This window comes from Secundilactobacillus muriivasis, from assembly GCF_054785195.1.
On sequence record NZ_BAABMI010000055.1, the window covers coordinates 1 to 19,428 of the forward strand.

Annotated in this window: 22 protein-coding genes and 1 riboswitch; of the genes, 13 read left to right on the forward strand and 9 right to left on the reverse strand. The window is 47.5% G+C overall.

Annotation, left to right across the window (positions count from 1 at the left end; all coding sequences use genetic code 11):
- The 5 genes from ACYVR3_RS12230 to ACYVR3_RS12250 all read left to right on the forward strand — a co-directional run.
- The coding region (locus ACYVR3_RS12230) for an MFS transporter (RefSeq protein ID WP_461244476.1) at positions 1 to 556 on the forward strand (556 nt) is incomplete at its 5' end.
- A gap of 14 nt (positions 557 to 570) precedes the next feature.
- Positions 571 to 1,257 (forward strand): YjjG family noncanonical pyrimidine nucleotidase, encoded by a 687-nt coding sequence (locus ACYVR3_RS12235; RefSeq protein ID WP_461244477.1) that lies wholly within the window; start codon positions 571 to 573, stop codon positions 1,255 to 1,257.
- A 316-nt stretch (positions 1,258 to 1,573) separates the two neighbouring features.
- A complete protein-coding gene (locus ACYVR3_RS12240; RefSeq protein WP_461244478.1) occupies positions 1,574 to 2,548 on the forward strand; it encodes an asparaginase in 975 nt (324 codons plus the stop codon).
- Positions 2,549 to 2,656: 108 nt separating this feature from the next.
- Positions 2,657 to 3,823: a hypothetical protein gene (locus ACYVR3_RS12245; RefSeq protein ID WP_461244479.1), complete on the forward strand. Its 1,167-nt coding sequence runs from the start codon at positions 2,657 to 2,659 to the stop codon at positions 3,821 to 3,823.
- A 12-nt stretch (positions 3,824 to 3,835) separates the two neighbouring features.
- On the forward strand, positions 3,836 to 4,171 hold the full coding sequence (locus tag ACYVR3_RS12250; RefSeq protein WP_461244480.1) for a hypothetical protein: 336 nt from the start codon (positions 3,836 to 3,838) through the stop codon (positions 4,169 to 4,171).
- A 70-nt stretch (positions 4,172 to 4,241) separates the two neighbouring features.
- Here the strand turns inward: ACYVR3_RS12250 and ACYVR3_RS12255 are convergent, their stop codons facing one another.
- On the reverse strand, positions 4,242 to 4,886 hold the full coding sequence (locus tag ACYVR3_RS12255; RefSeq protein WP_461244481.1) for a C40 family peptidase: 645 nt from the start codon (positions 4,884 to 4,886) through the stop codon (positions 4,242 to 4,244).
- Between the two features lie 203 nt (positions 4,887 to 5,089).
- On the opposite strand from ACYVR3_RS12255, the gene ACYVR3_RS12260 reads away from it, so the two are divergent.
- Positions 5,090 to 5,284, forward strand: coding sequence for an LBP_cg2779 family protein (locus ACYVR3_RS12260; protein WP_173585537.1), 195 nt, complete (start codon positions 5,090 to 5,092; stop codon positions 5,282 to 5,284).
- 359 nt (positions 5,285 to 5,643) lie between these two features.
- Here the strand turns inward: ACYVR3_RS12260 and ACYVR3_RS12265 are convergent, their stop codons facing one another.
- Both ACYVR3_RS12265 and ACYVR3_RS12270 read right to left on the reverse strand, forming a co-directional pair.
- A complete protein-coding gene (locus tag ACYVR3_RS12265; protein WP_461244482.1) occupies positions 5,644 to 6,141 on the reverse strand; it encodes an O-acetyl-ADP-ribose deacetylase in 498 nt (165 codons plus the stop codon).
- Positions 6,142 to 6,145: 4 nt separating this feature from the next.
- A complete protein-coding gene (locus ACYVR3_RS12270; protein ID WP_057152439.1) occupies positions 6,146 to 6,337 on the reverse strand; it encodes a hypothetical protein in 192 nt (63 codons plus the stop codon).
- A gap of 493 nt (positions 6,338 to 6,830) precedes the next feature.
- On the opposite strand from ACYVR3_RS12270, the gene ACYVR3_RS12275 reads away from it, so the two are divergent.
- Together ACYVR3_RS12275 and ACYVR3_RS12280 are read left to right on the forward strand one after the other, a co-directional pair.
- The gene (locus tag ACYVR3_RS12275; RefSeq protein ID WP_054733707.1) at positions 6,831 to 7,670 is read left to right on the forward strand and encodes a DegV family protein; all 840 of its coding nucleotides are present in this window, start codon (positions 6,831 to 6,833) and stop codon (positions 7,668 to 7,670) included.
- Positions 7,671 to 8,000: 330 nt separating this feature from the next.
- Positions 8,001 to 8,594, forward strand: a complete 594-nt coding sequence (locus ACYVR3_RS12280; protein WP_461244483.1) for a hypothetical protein — start codon at positions 8,001 to 8,003, stop codon at positions 8,592 to 8,594.
- A 95-nt stretch (positions 8,595 to 8,689) separates the two neighbouring features.
- On the opposite strand, the gene ACYVR3_RS12285 is transcribed toward ACYVR3_RS12280, so the two are convergent.
- From ACYVR3_RS12285 to ACYVR3_RS12305, 5 genes are all read right to left on the reverse strand, one after another.
- On the reverse strand, positions 8,690 to 9,040 hold the full coding sequence (locus ACYVR3_RS12285; RefSeq protein ID WP_461244484.1) for a hypothetical protein: 351 nt from the start codon (positions 9,038 to 9,040) through the stop codon (positions 8,690 to 8,692).
- Between the two features lie 70 nt (positions 9,041 to 9,110).
- Entirely contained in the window at positions 9,111 to 9,767 is a 657-nt protein-coding gene (locus ACYVR3_RS12290; protein ID WP_461244485.1) for an energy-coupling factor transporter transmembrane component T family protein, read from the reverse strand.
- Positions 9,764 to 11,218: an ABC transporter ATP-binding protein gene (locus ACYVR3_RS12295; protein WP_461244486.1), complete on the reverse strand. Its 1,455-nt coding sequence runs from the start codon at positions 11,216 to 11,218 to the stop codon at positions 9,764 to 9,766. The genes ACYVR3_RS12290 and ACYVR3_RS12295 overlap by 4 nt, the downstream gene beginning before the upstream one ends.
- A gap of 17 nt (positions 11,219 to 11,235) precedes the next feature.
- A complete protein-coding gene (locus ACYVR3_RS12300) occupies positions 11,236 to 11,808 on the reverse strand; it encodes an ECF transporter S component (RefSeq protein WP_054733721.1) in 573 nt (190 codons plus the stop codon).
- A 136-nt stretch (positions 11,809 to 11,944) separates the two neighbouring features.
- Positions 11,945 to 12,034: riboswitch (TPP riboswitch) on the reverse strand.
- A gap of 218 nt (positions 12,035 to 12,252) precedes the next feature.
- Positions 12,253 to 13,488 (reverse strand): MFS transporter, encoded by a 1,236-nt coding sequence (locus tag ACYVR3_RS12305; protein WP_054733723.1) that lies wholly within the window; start codon positions 13,486 to 13,488, stop codon positions 12,253 to 12,255.
- A 695-nt stretch (positions 13,489 to 14,183) separates the two neighbouring features.
- Between ACYVR3_RS12305 and pyrF the strand changes: the two genes are divergently transcribed.
- The 4 genes from pyrF (at position 14,184) to ACYVR3_RS12325 (ending at position 17,471) form a co-directional block, all read left to right on the forward strand.
- Positions 14,184 to 14,906 (forward strand): orotidine-5'-phosphate decarboxylase, encoded by a 723-nt coding sequence (pyrF, locus tag ACYVR3_RS12310; RefSeq protein WP_461244498.1) that lies wholly within the window; start codon positions 14,184 to 14,186, stop codon positions 14,904 to 14,906.
- A complete protein-coding gene (gene pyrE / locus ACYVR3_RS12315) occupies positions 14,899 to 15,531 on the forward strand; it encodes an orotate phosphoribosyltransferase (protein ID WP_461244487.1) in 633 nt (210 codons plus the stop codon). The genes pyrF and pyrE overlap by 8 nt, the downstream gene beginning before the upstream one ends.
- Positions 15,532 to 15,697: 166 nt before the next feature.
- Entirely contained in the window at positions 15,698 to 16,546 is an 849-nt protein-coding gene (locus tag ACYVR3_RS12320; protein ID WP_461244488.1) for a hypothetical protein, read from the forward strand.
- Between the two features lie 118 nt (positions 16,547 to 16,664).
- Positions 16,665 to 17,471: a Cof-type HAD-IIB family hydrolase gene (locus ACYVR3_RS12325; RefSeq protein WP_461244489.1), complete on the forward strand. Its 807-nt coding sequence runs from the start codon at positions 16,665 to 16,667 to the stop codon at positions 17,469 to 17,471.
- Between the two features lie 63 nt (positions 17,472 to 17,534).
- Here the strand turns inward: ACYVR3_RS12325 and ACYVR3_RS12330 are convergent, their stop codons facing one another.
- On the reverse strand, positions 17,535 to 18,416 hold the full coding sequence (locus tag ACYVR3_RS12330; RefSeq protein WP_461244490.1) for a hypothetical protein: 882 nt from the start codon (positions 18,414 to 18,416) through the stop codon (positions 17,535 to 17,537).
- Positions 18,417 to 18,617: 201 nt separating this feature from the next.
- Between ACYVR3_RS12330 and ACYVR3_RS12335 the strand changes: the two genes are divergently transcribed.
- Complete coding sequence (locus ACYVR3_RS12335) at positions 18,618 to 19,415, forward strand: Cof-type HAD-IIB family hydrolase (RefSeq protein ID WP_461244491.1); 798 nt, start codon at positions 18,618 to 18,620, stop codon at positions 19,413 to 19,415.
- Positions 19,416 to 19,428: the final 13 nt, after the last annotated feature.

The window sequence follows — 19,428 nt, forward strand, 5'->3', positions numbered from 1 at the left end:
GATCTCACCGTTTTACTTGGAAAATGCTCGGGAACTCAAACCCAACATGGCTGGCTACATCCTGATGATTTTCCCAATTGTTCAAGTCATCGTGGCGCCAATTGCTGGCTCGCTATCCGATCGTATCGGACCTGAATTGATCACCTTCGTTGGCTTAGTGTTGATTTTACTCAGCCAAATTGGCTACATGCTGACGGACTTGGGCACGCCACTCTGGTTATTCACCGCCAACATTGGCTTAGTTGGTTTCGGGAACGGAATTTTCCAAGCACCAAACAATACCATCGTGATGAACGCGGTAGCGCCAAAGGACTTAGGGATTGCCGGTGGCATGAACGCACTGGCTCGAAACCTCGGGATGGTGATCGGGATTTCCAGTGCCACGACGGTTTTGTTCTCGGCAATGAGTTATAATAAGGGACAACACGTGACCACGTACCTTGCGGGTCAGCCGGAAGTCTTTATTTACGGTATGCACGTGTCATTTTTAATTTCGATTCTGATTTGTGCGGTGGCAACGGCAATTACCGGCTACCGCTTGATTACGCGACACTAGAAAGGACGACTTTGATGACCTACAAAACGCTACTCTTCGATATTGACGATACCTTGTTAGATTTTAAAGCGGCTGAAAAGCAGGCCCTCGCCTCGCTGTTTGAGCACCTTAAATTACCACTGAGTGCTGAAAATTACGCCTACTACCACGACCTTAACGCGCACCTGTGGCAACAATTTGAACGCGGTCAGATCACAAAACCAGACCTATTGGTACGCCGTTTCTCAGGACTGTTCGAACACATGGGTAACACGGAACTGGATGGGCGTGAAGTCGAGATGCAGTACCGCCACTACTTATCGCTAGGTCACCAGCAAATGCCAAATGCCACCAAGTTACTGGCTAATTTGAGCCAGCAACATCAACTGTACGTGGTCACCAATGGCGTGGCAAAAACGCAGGAACGTCGCTTGAGTGAGGCTGATTTTAACCGCTACTTCCAGCAGGTCTTTATCTCAGAACGAATTGGCGCGCAAAAGCCGGAACCCGCTTTTTTTGAACACGTTGCGGGGGCCATTGAGGACTTTGATAAGGATAAGGCATTGGTCATCGGTGATTCATTATCATCAGATATCAAGGGTGCCAACGGCTTCGGCTTAGACTCAGTTTGGTTCAACCCAACGCATAAGGTTAACGATGGCGTGGCAAAACCAACCTATGAAATTGATCAGTTGTTAGAATTGGAGTCAATCGTTGCTTAAACATAAGCGCTATTAAAAAACTAGCAGTTAATGCCGACATTGGCATGACTGCTAGTTTTTAGGTTCAACTATTTCTTACGCGATTTAAATAACGATTTGACCCACCCAAACAATGGTCCCCAGTTCATAATGCCCCCAGAACTCGGCGGAACTTTCACGTCGACTTTGATCTCCGGAAGACTGTGGTGGGGCTTGTTTTGATCCTTTGGCATGAGATTGCCACCTCCTTTTCACGGCTTGTTTAGTTTATTTTAACCTAAAATCAGCGCAAAGCGATTAAAATAAAAGCATTAACTCACCAAACGGAGGAAAACACTTGAAAACGATTTTAGCGATTCATACTGGCGGGACGATTTCAATGTCGCAAAACGAGCAGGGCGAAGTGGTACCAAATGCAGAAAATCCGATTGCCAAGGAGGCCACGATTCTAAACGGGCGGGTCAACTTGCTGACGGATGAACTGTTTAACCTACCTTCACCGCACGTGACGCCCAGTGTCATGTTACAACTGAAGGAACGCATTGATGAAGCTGAAGCTAACGGCGTCGATGGGGTGGTCATCACTCACGGACCCGATACGTTGGAAGAAACGGCCTACTTCTTAGATTTAACTCTGCCAAGCACGATTCCAGTTGTGTTAACGGGAGCGATGCGGTCGTCTAATGAAGTTGGTTCGGATGGCCTGTATAACTTCCAGAGTGCGATTATGGTTGCTGCGACCGATGAATCACGTGGTAAGGGTGCTTTGGTCGTCATGAACGATGAGATTCATACGGCGCGGTACGTCACGAAAACCCATACGACTAACGTAGCCACGTTTCGGACGCCAACCTTTGGGCCGATTGGGGTCGTAGCGAAGGGCAAAGCTCAGTATTTTCAAGAATTAATTCGACAAGCCACTTGTCCGATCGACCACGTGGTGGATCACGTTTTCTTGATCAAAGCTTACGCTGGGATGACCGGTGAGCTGTTTGATGCTTTAGCGGAACAACCAACGCAAGGGTTAGTGATCGAAGGGTTAGGTGCGGGAAACCTACCACCGCAAACGATTCCGGCTGTGCAACGCTTGTTGGATCAAAACGTACCCATTGTGTTGGTGTCGCGCTGTTATAACGGTGTGGCCCAAGACATTTACGACTACGAGGGTGGCGGCATCGAATTAACAAAAATGGGCTTAATTTTATGTCAGGGATTGAACGGACAGAAGGCACGGATTAAACTGTTAGTAGGGTTAAGCAACGGGATGGCCGGTGCTGAATTAAGACAGTTTGTTAGCAACGCAATTTCTTAAAGGGGTTGCGCCAAATTTTGCGCTTAAGTGGGTCTGACTGTTACACAGTTGTAATCAAATTATGGTATCATGGCTGTTTAGAATACCGGATGAAAGGGTGGCATGTGAATGAATTCAATCGTCAGCGACCTACGATATGCATTGCAGCGTAAAGCGCTCGTGAATGTCTATCAGGTAAAGCAAGACATTGTGTATACGGGGTACGTCGCCATTATCGACGATCAGGGGATCATTCTCACCACGTTCGATGATAGTGGCATTGAGGATGGGGCCGTGTACCTCACCTTTGAGGTCATTGAATTTGTCGAGTTCGATAGTAGTGATTTGGACAGTATGCAGTTTCGAATCGAAAACGCCACGGATGAACATTTCGTGACATATGGGCAGATGGTATCAGCTTTTGATACCAAGCGGCCACTGATTCGCCAAGTGTTAGAGAACTCGATGGTTGACGAAAGTGCTGTGATGGTACTGGATGCGGATGACCAGTCACTCAACGAGGGGCAGGTCGTTCGTATCTCAGGCGATGATTTTGACTTTCGGATCTTTAATAAGTTTGACTTAGGTGATCGACCGAAAAAGCACTTTACCTTTGATCAGGTTGGCCTAGTCGAGTTTGAAGGCAAGGAGTTAACGCTGCAGACGGTGTCCATGGCATTTTTTGATACCATGACGTCGGTCCCAACGAAGCGAATCAGTAGTTTAACCGGTATCACGGAAATCTTGCATCAGGCGCAGGAAACGCAGCAGTTGTTGTCGTTTAATCCGGTTGCTGATGAGGGGATGTTCTTTGTGGGCACGGTCAACACGATCACGGATGACAACGTCATGATCAACCTAGTTGATATGACCGGTCAGTTCGGTGGTTATTGGCTGGTGCGGTTAAATGCGATTGCGCAAGTCACCACTCAATCGGACTACCTTGAAGTGATGCAGATGTACATCTCCATCGACCAGCGCTTAGGCGTCACGAAACAACCGGGCTTGAACGATGAACGGTTATTTGACGCCACCACGGATCTGTTTCAAACGGTGCTGGCGCAGGCCACAAAGTTCCACCGTGTGATTCGGTTGCAACTCAAGGATGATCAGGTCGTTGTCGGGTATTTAAGCAAACTCGGCGACAAGCAAGTGATCTTCCACCAAGTTGAACAGGGGACCGTTATCGATCCACTAGGGACGTTAATTAAAATATCGGAAATCGACGAGGTCGCGTTTGACTACTTAGATGCGATGTTGATCGAAAAACAACTTCGCAATCAGGGCGAACTATAAGGGGCGAGTGTCGTGTACGAAAAGTGGGACAAGTTACCAAAGTGGTTGAAGGATACGGTTCAGGTGGTGCTCATGATGGGCATTTTATTAATTGCGTATGACTTAGTGATGCCACAATTAACGCATCAGGGGTATTCGCTCAACACAATGGTCTCGTTTGCGTTTCAGATGCTCTTTGGCTTCTTAGCAGTGGGCATTTACAACTACTTTAAGGCTAAGTCAAAGGCGAAGGAACTCGCTCGGAAGGCCGAAATCGCTCGAATTGAACGGGTAAAGAAGGAACAACAGGCGCGGCAACATGAAGAAAATGCCTCGCGGAATGCTGGTAAACAGCCGGTGAATAAGTAAATCGAAAAAGCCCCGATACCAATCTGAATGACTGGTACCGGGGCTTTTTTAGTTGTCATTAACGCTTAAATTAACCGTTAACCTTCCCAGCAAAGCTAGGCATGAAGTAGCTACTGATGGTTTCAACTTCAACGTTGTCCCCGGGTTTTGGTGCAGCAACGAATTGGTTGTTGCCGATGTAGATGGCAACGTGGTAAGTTGCACCTTCGCTCCCCCAGAAAAGGAGGTCGCCAGGTTGCGCTTGAGAAACGGCTTCCTTGGTAACTTTGCCTTCTTGGGTGACCGTGTAGTGACCGAGACTGATGTTGGCTGCGTGACGGTAAACGTAGTCGGTTAACCCTGAGCAGTCCATCCCGCTCAATGATTCGCCACCCCAAACGTAGGGGATATTTTGGGTCGCCAGTTGTTTGGCTAAGGCAACAACGGCCTTGGCTTGGCTGGTGCTAGCAGTGGTGTTTGCGTTAGTTGTTGTGCTAGTCGTTGCATCGCTCGTTGAACTAGCCGAGCTAGTTGATGCGCTTGTTGCAGTGGTCGTAGTTGCTGAACTGGTTGTGGTGTCGTTTTCAACGGCATCGTGAGCGGCCTGTGTTTCAGCTTGGTTTGGTAAGGCCTGAATCGTTGTGCTATCAGTTGTTGCGGCCGAAGCAGTAACAACGGTTGTGCCGAAGACGGCAGTGGTAGCGGCTAAAACGAGTAGGGTTTTAGTTAATTTCAAATGAACACCTCATTTTCGAATTTTTGAAAGGCGTGATCACCATCACACGCTCTCCAAGTCTATACCAATAGCATAACCGCTCAACATCACAAATTGATGACAGGCAAGTTGAAATGTGATAACAATTCCCAAAAACAATGCTAGAATAGAGACAAGAACCTGAATTAGTTTAGCTTTAAGTCTATTAAGTGGAGGGAAATTTTATGAGTCAAGAGATGAGCGATATTGCAGAAAAGATTATCAACTATCAACGGAAACATAATTTGACGGATACTGAACTGGCTTTAAATCTTCACATTACGGTTGAACGGTTGCACAATATCAAGTCGATGGAAGCCCAACCAACGACGGAAGAAACGGCTAATTTAACGCATTTTATTGGGCAGAGTGTCAAATAAAGCGGTTAAACCCCAGAATATAAGTAATACACGCAATGACTTGCCGGTTTTTGGCAAGTCATTGCGTGTTTTACTTATATGGCCGGGGTTTGCTTTATTTGACACGTTTCGGCGTGGTTGCCAGAAGGCAGTTAAATAACCAAGCTTCGCAAAGAAATATGACTCCCAAGAAGGCAAAATTCACTCAGCGCCGAAAACAACGTAATAGCAAAGCACGTCGCCAAGACGACCAAGTATAGCGGAATGGGAGTAATAGCAGTAAGTGATTTTATCGAACGCATTCGCTCAACAACTTATAATTCCTCGCTATCTAGGTCAGCTTCCAACTACCAACTAAACTTTACCCACCTAGACCACTACTAATCCTCACCAACCGCCTGCTTAAACGCCTCCCAAGTCGGCTCATCCCAACACACCATCGTCACATCCAACGGCGCATCAAAGCTACGAATCGCCTCAATCGCAATCTGAGTTGCTGCTGGCAACGGATACCGGTAAACGCCAGTACTGATTGACGGAAAAGCAATAGTGTGACAGTCGTGAGCAACTGCCTGCTTCAAACTGTTCACGTAGCTGCTACGTAATAACTTCGCTTCTTCAAAAGAGCCGTCCCGCCAAATGGGGCCGGGCGTGTGAATAATGTATTTAACGGGTAAATTAAACCCCGGCGTTGTTTTGGCCTCACCAGTTGGACAGCCGCCGAGTTTACGACAGGCGACATCGAGTTCTGGACCAGCTGCTCGGTGAATCGCGCCGTCAACGCCACCGCCGCCAAGTAGGCCGGTATTTGCAGCGTTAACGATGGCGTCACCGTGAAACTGCGTGATATCACCATGAACGATTTTTAAGTGAGCCATATAATCACTCCTTTGGTTGTTTGCGTGACCACCAATGACGTTTTTTCGGCTTGGCATCATCGGTCAAGCCACGGCGCTTTTTATCATCAGCCCAACGATCCATGCCAACGCGCATGGGATTCATGGCTAGGTCCGAGATATTGAGCGGCTTTTTTTCAGGGGTTTCATCGGTTAACTTCTTGTCGGAATCGGGCATTTTACGGATTCTCCTTTTAAAATACGGTATAATAAATTGGTGTCTTGATACCCACATGAGACTTTGACTGTATAACATTAATGCTGTCGTTTATTTTACTACAAATAAAATTAGCGATAGTTGTTCTTGGTGAATTAAAAATAATACAGGCAGCTAACTAATTGACTACCTCAATTGTAACTAGTAAGATGATACCAAGAAAAAACGGTTCGACCGTTTGCTAACCAAGGTATTGCCGGCAGTTAGTTATTAAGGAAGCTAGTTAGCGCAGTAATGCATTGACTAGCTTTTTGATAATATCGTAGTTGGATAAAATTTTAATCGGTAACAGAGTAGTTGATTCTGTAAGAGAGATAGTAATCGTTTAAACAAATACGGTATAATATGGTTGTAATTATCTAGTACTAGTATAGCGCCGAATCTCGAAACGGGCACCCCAGAACTTTGCCGGTGGTCGATTGATTCGGTAACCTGACCAAAAGAGGTGGCCCCATTGAGTATTCAAATCGTAACGGATTCAACTGTTCAGTTAACTGAATCAGAATTAGCTGAGTTACCCATTACCGTTGTGCCCCTGATCGTTCGTCTGGGGACGAAGGAGTATTTAAATGACGGTGTTCAAATTACTAATGCCCAATTTTTAAGTCATTTGGCTAACGATGATGAACTGCCGAAGACTAGTCAACCATCGATCGGTCAATTTTTGGAAGTATTTGACCGTTTGGGTGAAAATGGCGATGAAGTGCTTTGCTTGAACCTAACTCATTTTCTAAGTGGCACGGTCAACGCGGCCCGGCAAGCGGCTGAGATGACTGATACCAAGGTCACCGTCATCGATACATTATCGATCGACCGCGGCCTGGCCTTTCAGGTGATCACCGCAGCTAAGTTGGCGAAGAACGGTGCGCCAATGGAAAACATTCTAGCAGCGATTGATTTGCACCGGTCGCACACCGAAATTTTCGTGTTCTTAAATACGTTGGAAAACCTAGTCAAAGGCGGCCGACTTAGCAAGGCGGCTGGTGGTATCGCCAGTCTGTTGCACATTAAAGTGATGGCAGAAGTGGTGGACGGCGAGCTCCAAGTTGCGGCGAAGGGGCGTGGCAAGCGCTTCTTGAATAAGCAACTGGATGAATTAGTTGAGCGAATCAAAATGGAATCACCAGCGAAGGTTGGCTTGACCCACGTTGATAATCTGACTCAAGCCAGCGAAATCGCCAACCGAATCCACGAAGCGCTACCTAACACGCTGATTACGATCCATGAAGCGGGTCCCGTTATTAGTACCCATACGGGTGTTGGGGCGTTGGCGGTGGAGTTTTATACGGATTAGAGAGAGTGTCAAAAATCGCGGTTAGGACCCAGAATATAAGACAACAAAAGCCTAGCTTCCCGGTCTTGAAAGCTAGGCTTTTGTTGTCTTATATGGCCGGGTCCTGCGATTTTTGACACGTTTAGGCTATATAAAAGCCTAGAGGTTCAAGTAAGATCCAAATTGATCACAAGTTAAGAAATCATTTCAATCCTTACCAAAGTAACACCCCTTTAGCCCAACTAAAACTTGCCCCCAGCCCACCAAAAACAACACCCACAACCCCAAATTTTCCCCACCCGCTATGCTATAATAAAGGTAATCAAACCGGTCAAAAAGGGGGACGAGCTGATGCACATCAAACAGGTCGTTAAATGGGGATTACCGCTATTAATGTTAGGCGTTTTAGGAGGCTGTGGGCAGAACAAACAGTCGCAGTCACAATCAGAGTCAACGGCGTCCTCTAAACAGGTCAAGCAGTCAGATCAATCGTCAAGTGACTCGTCAACGTCGGCGTCAACAAACAGTGAGTCGGATGCAGCAACTAGTGCTAGCGATGCAACTAGCGCAACGCAATCAACCGCGTCAACGGCTGTAACGAGTTCGAGTCAGTCAGCAGATAGCGCCCAAAAGAACACTACCAAATCGTCGAGTGCCAGCACAACCGGCACCGTCAGCCAAGCCAGCGTCCTCAACCAAGTTTACCAACAGTTGAGTGGTCAGTACGCTCGGCAGGATCTGTTGATGCAGGTCAGTCAGGGCCAGCCCGGTATTTATACCGTGCAGGTTCAAGAAAATCACCAGTCGGCGAACATGAAGTCGGCGGGCGCGGACCCAAGCACGACGCCAACGGTGGCTTGGTTCCAAACGAATCAGCAGGGACAGCTACTTCGTTCAGATAATGGGGGCGCAAGTTACTACGTAGTTGGTAAAGTGACGCAATAAAAAAACAAATTAAAAACGGACTTAGCAGTTTTGCGCAGGCAAAGCAGTTAGGTCCGTTTTCATTAAAGAGGTTTGCAGTCGCAGATAACGACGTCCTACCAAGTGCCGTGACGATGACGAATTGAGCCACGAAGCTGAAAGAGGGCGACGATAAAAGCGAAAAATGCAATGGTGGCGATGATCGTCCAGAGCCAGCCAGTGGTCTGAACGAAGACGTAGTAACCGATTCCGATGGAACTGATCGCAGTGAGTGCTAATGACAACGGTAGTGAATCAAGACCGTAAAAGGCATGACCTACGCTGATGGCAATGGCGCCTGTGAAAACAGTCTCGGCGCTTTCAAGACTACCTGGATGGTAGAAGACCCCGCCGAGTTCAAGCAGCAATCCAATGACGATCAGCGCAATGCCGAAGAGGGTCGTAAACTTGAGTGAGTTGCGTTCCATGATAATCACCTTCTTTAATCAATATTATAAAACTTTCTTGAAAAAAGCGGTATGAAAAATTACAAAATGATTAGGAAAGGTGTAACCCAAAGAGGGCAATTTGCAGAAGAATTAAACTGCCAATTAAAATGGCCCAGTCACGCCAACTCACACTAACCGTTCTGTAGAAACTTCGCGGCGCCCCTTCGACAAATCCGTGTGATGTCATGGCTTCCGCTAGGTTTTCGGACCAGTTCAACGAGGCCAAAATGGCTTTGAAGTAGAGCTGTGGTGACCAGAAATGTAACGTTTGGCCTCGCATATTACCAGCTGCCCGAATGATGTTCACTTCGCTAACGATTTTCGGTAATAGATTAAAAGCACCTAAGAATCCGTAGGCAAATTTACTGGGCAGGTGGGCGTTTTGTTCCAACGACATAATTAGGTCGGCGATCGGCGTCGTTAACGTCGCGGCAGAACCCACGAAGACGTAGGCGTAGATCCGGGTGAACAGGACTAGCGCAAAGTGGGTGCCGGCGTCGGATTGAAGCAGAATTGCCACAGCTAACGCAACGGCTGGAATCAACGGCGTCACCAGTAAGAGGCCGACTCGTTTCCAAGGGGTCCGGTGAATCAGAATCGTTAATAGACCAATCGCTGCCAGCACCACGTTAACAATCCAAGTGTTGGTAAATGAAATTTCCAGTGCAATCAGCACGGCTAACAGAAACTTTAAACTCGGGTTCATTGTGCGAGCCTCCCAACGTACTGAAGTTGCTGATCCGCCAGCGCCACGTGGTAGTCGATTAGGGTGTCGATGCCGAATAGTTGGTGACTGACAATGATGTAGGTTTGGTGGCAGTCGCGAACGACCTGTTTCATGAGTTGAAGAATCTGTTGAAGTGACGTAAAGTCCAGACCGGTAAAGGGTTCGTCAAATAACAGGACGGGCGTGGCCATCATCAGCATTTCTAAAATTTGAAGTTTCTTTTTTTGACCGCCACTTAGTGAGTAGACGACCTGTTCTTGGAGGCCATCGAGGTGTAACTCGGTTAAAAAGCCGTCAAGCTTGTCCCGGAAGTAGTCGGCTTGCTGGCTATTCTTCAAGGAGAGGTCGAGTTCTTCTGCCACGGTCACGTTTAAAAACTGTTGACTGGCATCTTGGAAGACTAAGCCAAGTTGCCGATAAAGTGGCTTGGGGCGGAGTTTGCTAACTTCTTTATCCGCCAGTTTGATGGAACCATCGTAGCGTCGTAATTTAGCAATCGCAGTCAATAACGTTGATTTACCAGAACCGTTTGGCCCTGTCAGTAGGGTGACACGGTTTTGGTAGAAATTAAAATCGGGTTGATCTAGCAAAACCCGTTCACCAGCTTGCAGGTGCAAATGGTCAAGGGTAATCAGAGCCTGTTCATCTTCTGGCTTAGGCAGTGCCAGTGACGTTTCGGTGACGGTTTCGCGGGTAAACTGGTTCAACCGGTCACTGGCCTCGGTAGAACTGAGATGGGTGAGTTCGGTGCCACCAGCGTTTAGCAGGTACATTTGGTCTACCAATGGTGCATAGTCTTCCAAATCATGATCGGCAATGATGATCGTCTTGTGTTCTTCGCGTTGCAGTTGAGATAACTTCGCCAATAACACCTGCCGCGCATCCGGATCAACACTGGCGAAAGGTTCGTCCAAGAGAATCGTATCGGTGGCCATGACCACGATAACTGCCAACGCCACCTTTTGCTTTTCACCACCAGATAAACTGTTTAGTTGCCGGTGTCGTAGATCGTCAATACCAACGTAGGCCAGGGCGTGGTCAACCCGAGCGGACATCTCACTAGGAGCCACTTGTTGATTTTCCAAGGTGAAAATCAGTTCGTTTTCCACGGTATCCATGGCGAATTGCTCATTGGGATTTTGAAACATCATGGCGACCATTGCTGCGCGGTGCTCAGCGTCGATTTGGTCAACCGGTTGACCGTCCAGCGTAATCTCGCCAGCTACTTGATGCCCCGCAAACTGGGGGTACAAACCGCTGATGAGTTTCAACAGGGTGGATTTGCCAGAACCGGATGGGCCGGTGAGCAGTGAAAACTGCCCCGTTGGAAATTCCGCTGAAAGCTGATCCAGAGTCAACTGAGCGTCAACGCTGGCGTCATCGTTACTCGGATATGCGAATGAAAGTTGATTGACAGAAACGGTTGCCATGGTGTGAGACCTCAATTCTAACGAGAAGTTTGTGGAAGCAAGTGGGTGCGGTCGAGCAGGTTAACGATGGCTCTAGAAATCAAGCCGCCGAAAATAAACATGGAAATTAACCGAATGACGAAGAGGGCCACTAATAGACCAAGGTGGTAGGCGGCGTAACCGTTACGTGCCATGTCCCAAGCGAAGGTCACGATGGTGGTGGTCAACACACTCAGGTTCAGGCTGAACCAGTCGTAACGCTTGTAGCCAGTGAAGGCGAAGCCGAGTTCGGAAGCGACCCCTTGAACGACCCCGGAAATCATGGTTGCAGCGCCCCATTGGCCGCCAAAAAACATTTCAACCACGGAACCCAAGAATTCACCTAAGGTTGCCGAACCGACTTTTTTGAACAAGTAACCAGCCAGTGGACCGGCCATGCACCAAACGCCCATCAAGATGTCGTTGGCAGCGGGTCCTAAGCCAATTGGCGTCATAGCTACGGTCAAGATGTTGTAGACCGGTCCAATGACCCAGTAAATGACCCCGAAGAAAATAGCGATCAATGCAAGTAAGATAATGTCGCGCAAATGCCATGCGTTAGAATATTTCATGAATAATTCCTTCTTTCAATAATATGGCCTAAACGGTGACGTTGAGTGATCAAGTCAACGTCGGACGCAAAACGAGCCAGAGATAAACGTTAGTTCATCTCTGGCTCGTCCTTTTGGCTTGATTAAATTAATCGCGATTAAAAAAGTATTATGCTCCCTTCGCTGGTACTAACCAGATCAGGTTCAATGGGTGTATCTCAGCCAAAAGGCACCCCAGATAACGTTTAGTTCACTCTAAAGTCTACACGCCAGCCGGGTATTTTGCAATGATTATCTCTGATTGGTCTGTGCCAAACCGGGATTAGTCGAGCATGGACTTGCGCGTGATTGACAGTGGGCTGGACGATCAATTGATGGTTATTCGTGAAACTAAAAACACACGCTAGGCTAAACGCCACGGCGTGTGTTTATTTTGATGAATTCAGTGAGTTTAGCGGTTCGTCACTAAGCTTCGTTGACCTGTCCCAACCGCTTTAAGTTTGGAATCGTCAGCATGGTGACGAAGCTGATTAGGTAGAGCACGGCGAGGAAGCCCATGACGACCATCAGTGAGTAGTGGTCCATCAGGAAACCGATGGCAACGGATGAGAATCCGCCGATGGCCCGACCAACGTTGACGATCACGTTGTTGGCAGTTGAGCGAATCTCAGTCGGGTACAAGCGGCTGATGACCGCACCGTAACCGCCGAACATCCCGTTGGAGAAGAAGCCTAGAATGGCACCGGCAATCAACAAGGTGACTTGGTTAAAGGCGAGGGTGATGCCAAATACTGCAATGGCTGAAGCAATCAGGAAGATACCAAACGCCCGCCGTGGACCGAAGTAGTCCAAGATGCTGCCGAAAGTCATCATCCCGATACTCATCCCAACGATGGTGGCAATCATCCAAACGGAAGAGCCAGAAACGCTCAAGCCAAGCTTTTGTTGCATGATGGAAGGCAACCAGTTCATCAATCCGAAGTAACCGGCGATTTGAACGACCACCATGACCATTAAGGCAACGGTTTGGTAAGCTAAGGCTGGTGTTTTGAAGAGGGCACTGATGCGAACCGTTTTCTTGGGGTCAACTTCAGCTTTGCGAGCGGCGATGAATTCGTCGCTTTCGTGCAGGTGGCGACGGATGAAGTAGGTCAATCCAACGGGCACAAGGCCGAAGACGAAGAGGGCACGCCAGCCGAGCATTGGTAAGATAATTGCGGCACAGATGGCAGCGAGGATCGCCCCAACTTGACCGCCAATCGCTGCAATCGACGTCATTTTACCGATTTTGTTACGATTAAAGTTTTCAGCGATCAGCGTAATCCCAACGCCGTATTCCCCACCAGCCCCAACGCCGGCGATGAAGCGGAAGATGTAAACCAAAGTGATGTTGCTAGCAAAATACATGGCAGCAGTGGCGAAAGCAAAAATGAAAACGGTGTGGGAGAAGGTCCGCACCCGGCCGAAACGGTCGGCAATCAGGCCAAACAAAATACCACCCGCTAACATCCCTAAGTTAGTGATCGATGAAATCAATCCGGCTGCGGCACCGTTGATGTGTAAATCAGCGATGATCGATGATAGGGCAAACGAGAGAAATAAAACGTCCATGTTCTCTAGTGCAAAGCCCGCCGAGGTTGACGCAATCGTCCACTTCTGGTTGGTTGTTAACGCGTGGTCGCGTACAGTTGATGTTTCCATTATTCAGTTCCTCCAAAATGCTTGCTCACAGGCAAGCGTTATTTTTTACGGTTCGTGCCGTAGTTGTTGGGAGTATTTTGCCATAGATTTGAAGTCGATGCAAGCAGAAGTTTTGAGGTTTGATGTTGTGTGAGTGGTTTGTTACTTCTTTACGTTTGTGTTCAGTGACAGTGTTGGGTGTGATTTGGGTGTTGGCTGTTTATCGTCGCTTCGCTCGCCAAAGCCGCATGAAACCGGCGCTCTCAGGTTACAAAATTCGGCGCCACTTTGGCTGTTATTTCCAGGGTTCCTGAAGTTGTAGAAACTTGTCAACCACGCGCTTTCTGGCCACCACGCCGAATGGTGCTGCGCGAGGCAAAAGGCTATGTGTAACGGCCTCTAAGCCAAACTACCAAAACCCGGTAGTTTACCTTAGAGGCCGTTACACGCCGCCTTCCGACCGCCTCGCTCCGCACACTTACGCTGGACACAAGCGTAAGCCCATCCTTAAAACATACTTGACGCAAATCGCTCCCTGCGTTAAGCTTAAGTCAAATAGATAACTTTAACTTAGCCCAGAGAGACTAATAAGTTTACGACCAACCGCCACTTCTTGTGGGGACGAGTGAACCGTTTAGCCGTGAGCTGAACGGTTTTTTACGCAGGTGGTAAACGAAAATGACTGAGCGGGTTGATTGCAAAGAAAGGTGACGAGAATCGTGCGGCCAATTATTATTGCGTTAGATTTTGAAGATAAAGAGCAAGTGTTCACGTTTTTAGATCAATTTGACCACCAAGAGAACTTATTTGTAAAAGTTGGGATGGAGCTCTTCTACTTTGAAGGCCCTAAGATTCTAGCTGAATTGCGGAAACGGGGCATCCACGTCTTTTTGGATTTGAAACTCTACGATATTCCAAACACGGTTGAACAAGCGATGTATCAGTTAGGGCAACAAGAAGTGTCAATGGTGACCGTTCACGCCGCTGGTGGTGCTGAAATGATTCGCCGGGCTAAGCAGGGCTTGTTACGCGGAAGTGAAAAGGCCGGCGTGAAACCAGCTAAGCTGTTGGCAATCACGCAATTGACTTCGACTTCCGAAGAACAGATGCAAGACGAACAGTTAGTCACGGTCAGCTTAGCGGAATCCGTTAAGCACTACGCTCAATTAGCCCAGGAGAGTGGCGCAGATGGCGTCATCTCCTCTGCCTTGGAAGATCCCCGAATTCACCAAGCAACGTCGCAAGATTTCCTATGCATCAATCCTGGGATTCGGTTAGCCAGCGACAGTGTTGACGATCAAAAGCGGGTCGTGACGCCATCCGAAGCTGCTAGATTAGGCAGTAACGGGTTAGTAGTCGGTCGTTCGATCACCAAAGCCAGTGATCCAGTAGCAGCATACCAAACTATCGCAAAAGAATGGGGACTATCAAATGACTGAAATTGCACGTCAAATCGCAGCTGATTTATTAGACATCAACGCCGTTACCTTATCACCAAGCAAGCCGTTCCTGTGGGCTAGCGGTATCAAAGCACCAATCTATACTGATAACCGCCGGACGATTGCCTTTCCAAAGGTTCGCCAACACATTGCGGATGGCTTAGCCGACTATATCAAGACGACTTTTCCAACGGCGACGGTGATTGCCGGGGTTGCCACAGCTGGGATTCCTCACGCTGCTTTGGTCGCTGATCGTTTGGGCTTGCCAATGAGCTATGTGCGCTCAAAGCCTAAGGATCACGGGACTGGGAAGCAAATTGAAGGTCAAGTGACGGCTGACGACCAAGTCGTGTTGATCGATGACTTGATTTCAACTGGTGGTAGCGTTCTGGGTGCCGCTAAGGCCGTTCAAGCAGCTGGTGCCACGGTGCTCGGCGTCTTGGGGATTTTCTCTTACGAATTGCCAGATAGCACGACGAATTTTAACGACGCTAAATTATCATTGCATACGTTGACGAACTACAGCACGTTGGTTGAATTAGCTAATGAAAAGCATGATATTACGGATGCTGAGCTGGCATCATTGAAGCAATGGCGCGAAGACCCATGGAAGTGGGAAGCATAATTAACGTGAATTGAAACATAAAAGTCTGTCGGTGAGTATCATGCTGGCAGGCTTTTTGAATTAAAGAATTGTTAATATCGGAAGTGGAAATCATTTGAAATAATGTCACGATGGTATACTCATTGTGATGTTGATACATATTTAAGATAGAATAGGGGCGTTTTGAATGAAAAAATGGCAAGGGCTGGCCTTAACTAGTTTAACGGCGGCTTTGATTGCAGTGACGGGGATTGGGGCAACTTCTGCTTCCGCTGATAGTTCAGCCTTTGAAGTAAGTCTCAAAACAATTCCAGTTCAGGTGGGGAATACAACAGTTAATCTGACTTATACTCAACCGCAACCTTATCGCTATTACCGGTTGAATGCGGCGCTTAAGATCAAATTATATGGCACTACGCAGTCGGTAACTTTGCCGAAGAATACCATTGTTTATGGTCAGATTGATGGGAGCGGCAGCTATGTCACAGGCGATGTTAAGCCTTATGCCCGGTTCAACTTTAAAGTGTTGAGTTCTCACATCCGGAAGAATTGGCCGAAAGTTCACGCTGGTGGTTCTTGGACGTCAAGTGGGACAACGTCTCAACTTAGTAAGTTGACGCCGATAACGACACCAAGTCAGATGCTGACTAAGGATGCAACGTCAACAATTGACCAAGCCGTACTCTATAATGCCGCAAAGTATGCCTCTCAAACGCGCATGTTGGTGGCGACAACGGATGGCTATTTGGAAACCTATGCCTTGAAAAAAGGGCGTTTAATTTCAGCTAAACCCATCCATTCAGTAACGATTCGCAAAGTAACCACCCACGGCAACACCACGTATTACTACACCAAGTACCATTTGACGGGTTACAAGGATAAGCACGTCCGCAAAACCGGCAACCTGCGTTATCGGTTAACCGTGACCAACAAGAAGCAGACCGTTACGGTGAAAACTGGCGGTGATCCTTATTATAGAAGTGTTTATACGGTTGGTGGCGTGAAATACTATGCTGCAGCACCGGATCCGAGTTAATTTGATTAAGTCAGCTTTCTCAATCAGGAAGCTGACTTATTTTGATTTGAAAACGTCGTTGGGGTAGTGACTGACGGTTGTGGTAAACTTGAACTATCAACTCAACGGAGGCGACGCAATGACAATCAAAATGATTGCAACCGACATGGACGGGACCTTTTTAGATGGCGATAGTGTGTTTAACCAGCCACGGTTTCAACAGTTACTCAACGAGATGGCAGCTCAGCAGGTAAAGTTTGTGGTGGCCAGTGGCAATCAGTATCCGCACTTACCACCGTATTTTGACGGCGTAACCGGTGAAATCACTTACCTGGCCGAAGATGGTGCGCACATCGTGTTGGCTGGGGAAGCCATTAGCGAAGACGTCATTCCAGCGGCAACATTGCAACAGTTTTTAAACTGGTTGCCCACAACGCCTTTGTTCGCCAATGCTTGGGTAATTCTTTCTGGGCAGCGGGCTTCGTATACGGAAATGTTGCCTAACAGCAAGCGATTTAAGGCATCACACTATTTCTACGGTGACATGCAGCACGTGCCTGATTTGCGTGAGGTGACGGATGGCATCTATAAAATTGATATCAGCTGGGCGCAGTTTGATGTCAGCGCGCAAGAGCAACTCGTCAACGCCACATTTCCCGGGAAATTGCGGGCGACTTCTAGTGGTTTAGGTGGCATTGACGTTGTGTTGCCACACGTCAACAAGGCCTATGGATTAGCAAAACTTCAGGCGAAATGGGGCATCACTCGCGATGAAACCTTGGCCTTTGGCGATAGTGGCAACGACCTAGAGATGCTGGCGATGGCCAAATACGGTTACGCGATGGCGAATGCTCCGGAGAATGTTCGGCAGGCGGTGGATTATGTGACACCGTTGGATAATGATCATAATGGGGTGCTGGACGTGATTGCGTCGTTCCTCAAATAAAAAAGCCAGCAACCACTGCGCATTTTCGTGCGAGTAGTTGCTGGCTTTTTGGTTTTCAATGAGTTAGTTCCATCCTTGGGCGATTCGGGTATTGTATTGTGTGCCGCCAATGGTGTAGATACTTGAGAAACCGGTATCGTCACTTTGGCTTGTATCTTCGTAGCGATAAGGGGTGTGCTTGTTTGTGATCGTTAATCGGTACTTGTATGGACCAGATTTGCGAACCTTTTTATCATTAACGTTGGGTAACTTTGAACTGTAATAGAGGTAAGTAGAAGCGCCTTTCACTAATACGTGGTTAATCTTTCGGTAATTTGTGGGTTTAGCGCCCCAGAATTGATTATCGTTTAGGGAGTTAAAGTCCTGAACGTCTGATTTGTAAGTTTCGACATAGCCATCTGAAGTGAGTTTGACAGCATCACCTGTGACGGTTGGTAGTTGCTTAATTGCGGAGAGACCGCCCTTAGCTAGAATGTTATTGCCATATGGCAATGCGTAACTAGGTCGCTTAACACGGGTGAAGCGACTGGATGGTTTGAATTTGAAATACAAATCACCACTCCCGTAATAGTTGCCCATTTTTTTGATGACTGACTTCTTTAGGTGATAACTTAAGTCAGCTCGGTAGAAACCGTCATTCAGGATATATGGTTGCCATGATGTGATAGCACGGCTAGCCACGATTGTGCCCTTGGGGACAGTGAACTTCTTATAAGTCACCTTTTTAGGATTACTTTTGCTGTAGAACATTAATTTAATGCTGGTCGCCTTATTTGCACGGTAATACCAGTTACTGAACATGCCTTCGTACTTACTCAAACTGGCTGTTGTAAGCCGAGTTGCGCCATTATCGGTTGTTGCAGCGTTTGCAGTGGTCGTAATGGTAAGTCCTGCAAGTGCGGCAACGGTAACCGTTAATAGTGATTTAACGTGTGTCATTGTCATCCCTAAAGCCCCCTAATGGCGTGATTAGTTGTTGCGGTTATTGTAGTCGATATGTTTGATGATAGCTATGAATTTGATGGCAATTTTATGAAATTGTAAAGTTAACACGATGCCAGCGGTGGGTTCAAGTCTATGGGTCAAATCACGCATTCAAGCACAACATGGTACAATGAACCTAACTACGGCAAACGAGGTGGACAAATGATTAAATTAGTTGCGTTGGATCTCGACAACACGCTCCTGACCAACGATAAAAAAATTAGCTTAACCAACGAAAAGGCCTTGAAGGCGATTCATGAACAAGGCATCAAAGTCGTTCTGTGTACTGGCCGGCCAATCAATGCGATTTGGCACTACATTGAACAACTTGGATTGACTGAGCCAACGGATTATACGATTACGTTCAACGGTGCGTTGGTCATCAACAACACTAGTCGAGAAGTCCTTGCTCAGCAGGGCCTGTCAAAAGCAGATTTGGTGCCACTGCACGAGTTCTGTGCAGCTAATGGCTTCCCAATGGACGTGTTGAACTTCGAACAAGTTTACCCAATTACTGACTTAAACGACTCCATTTACCAACTTGGTGGCGACATTAAGTTTGAACCAACGAGCTTTGATGATCTCCCAGATCAACTGTACGCCAAGACGGTAGCCGCTGCTGATCCAGCAATTATTGACCGACTTCAGGCAACGCTGCCGGATGAGTTGAAGGCCAAATACCACATTGTGCGGTCTCAACCCCACATTCTGGAATTCCTGAGCTTAACGACTGATAAGGCGGTTGGCTTGAAGGCGCTGCTGAACCACTTCGATGCTGATTACAGTAACCTGATGGCGTTCGGCGATGCTGAGAACGATACTGGCATGTTGAAAGCGGCCGAAGTTGGCGTGGCAATGGCGAACTCGCAACCGGCAATTTTGAAATTGACTGATTACCACACGGATACCAATGAGAATGACGGTGTGGCGCAGTTTGTGAACAAGTATTTTGCAAAGTAAGCACAAAAAAGAT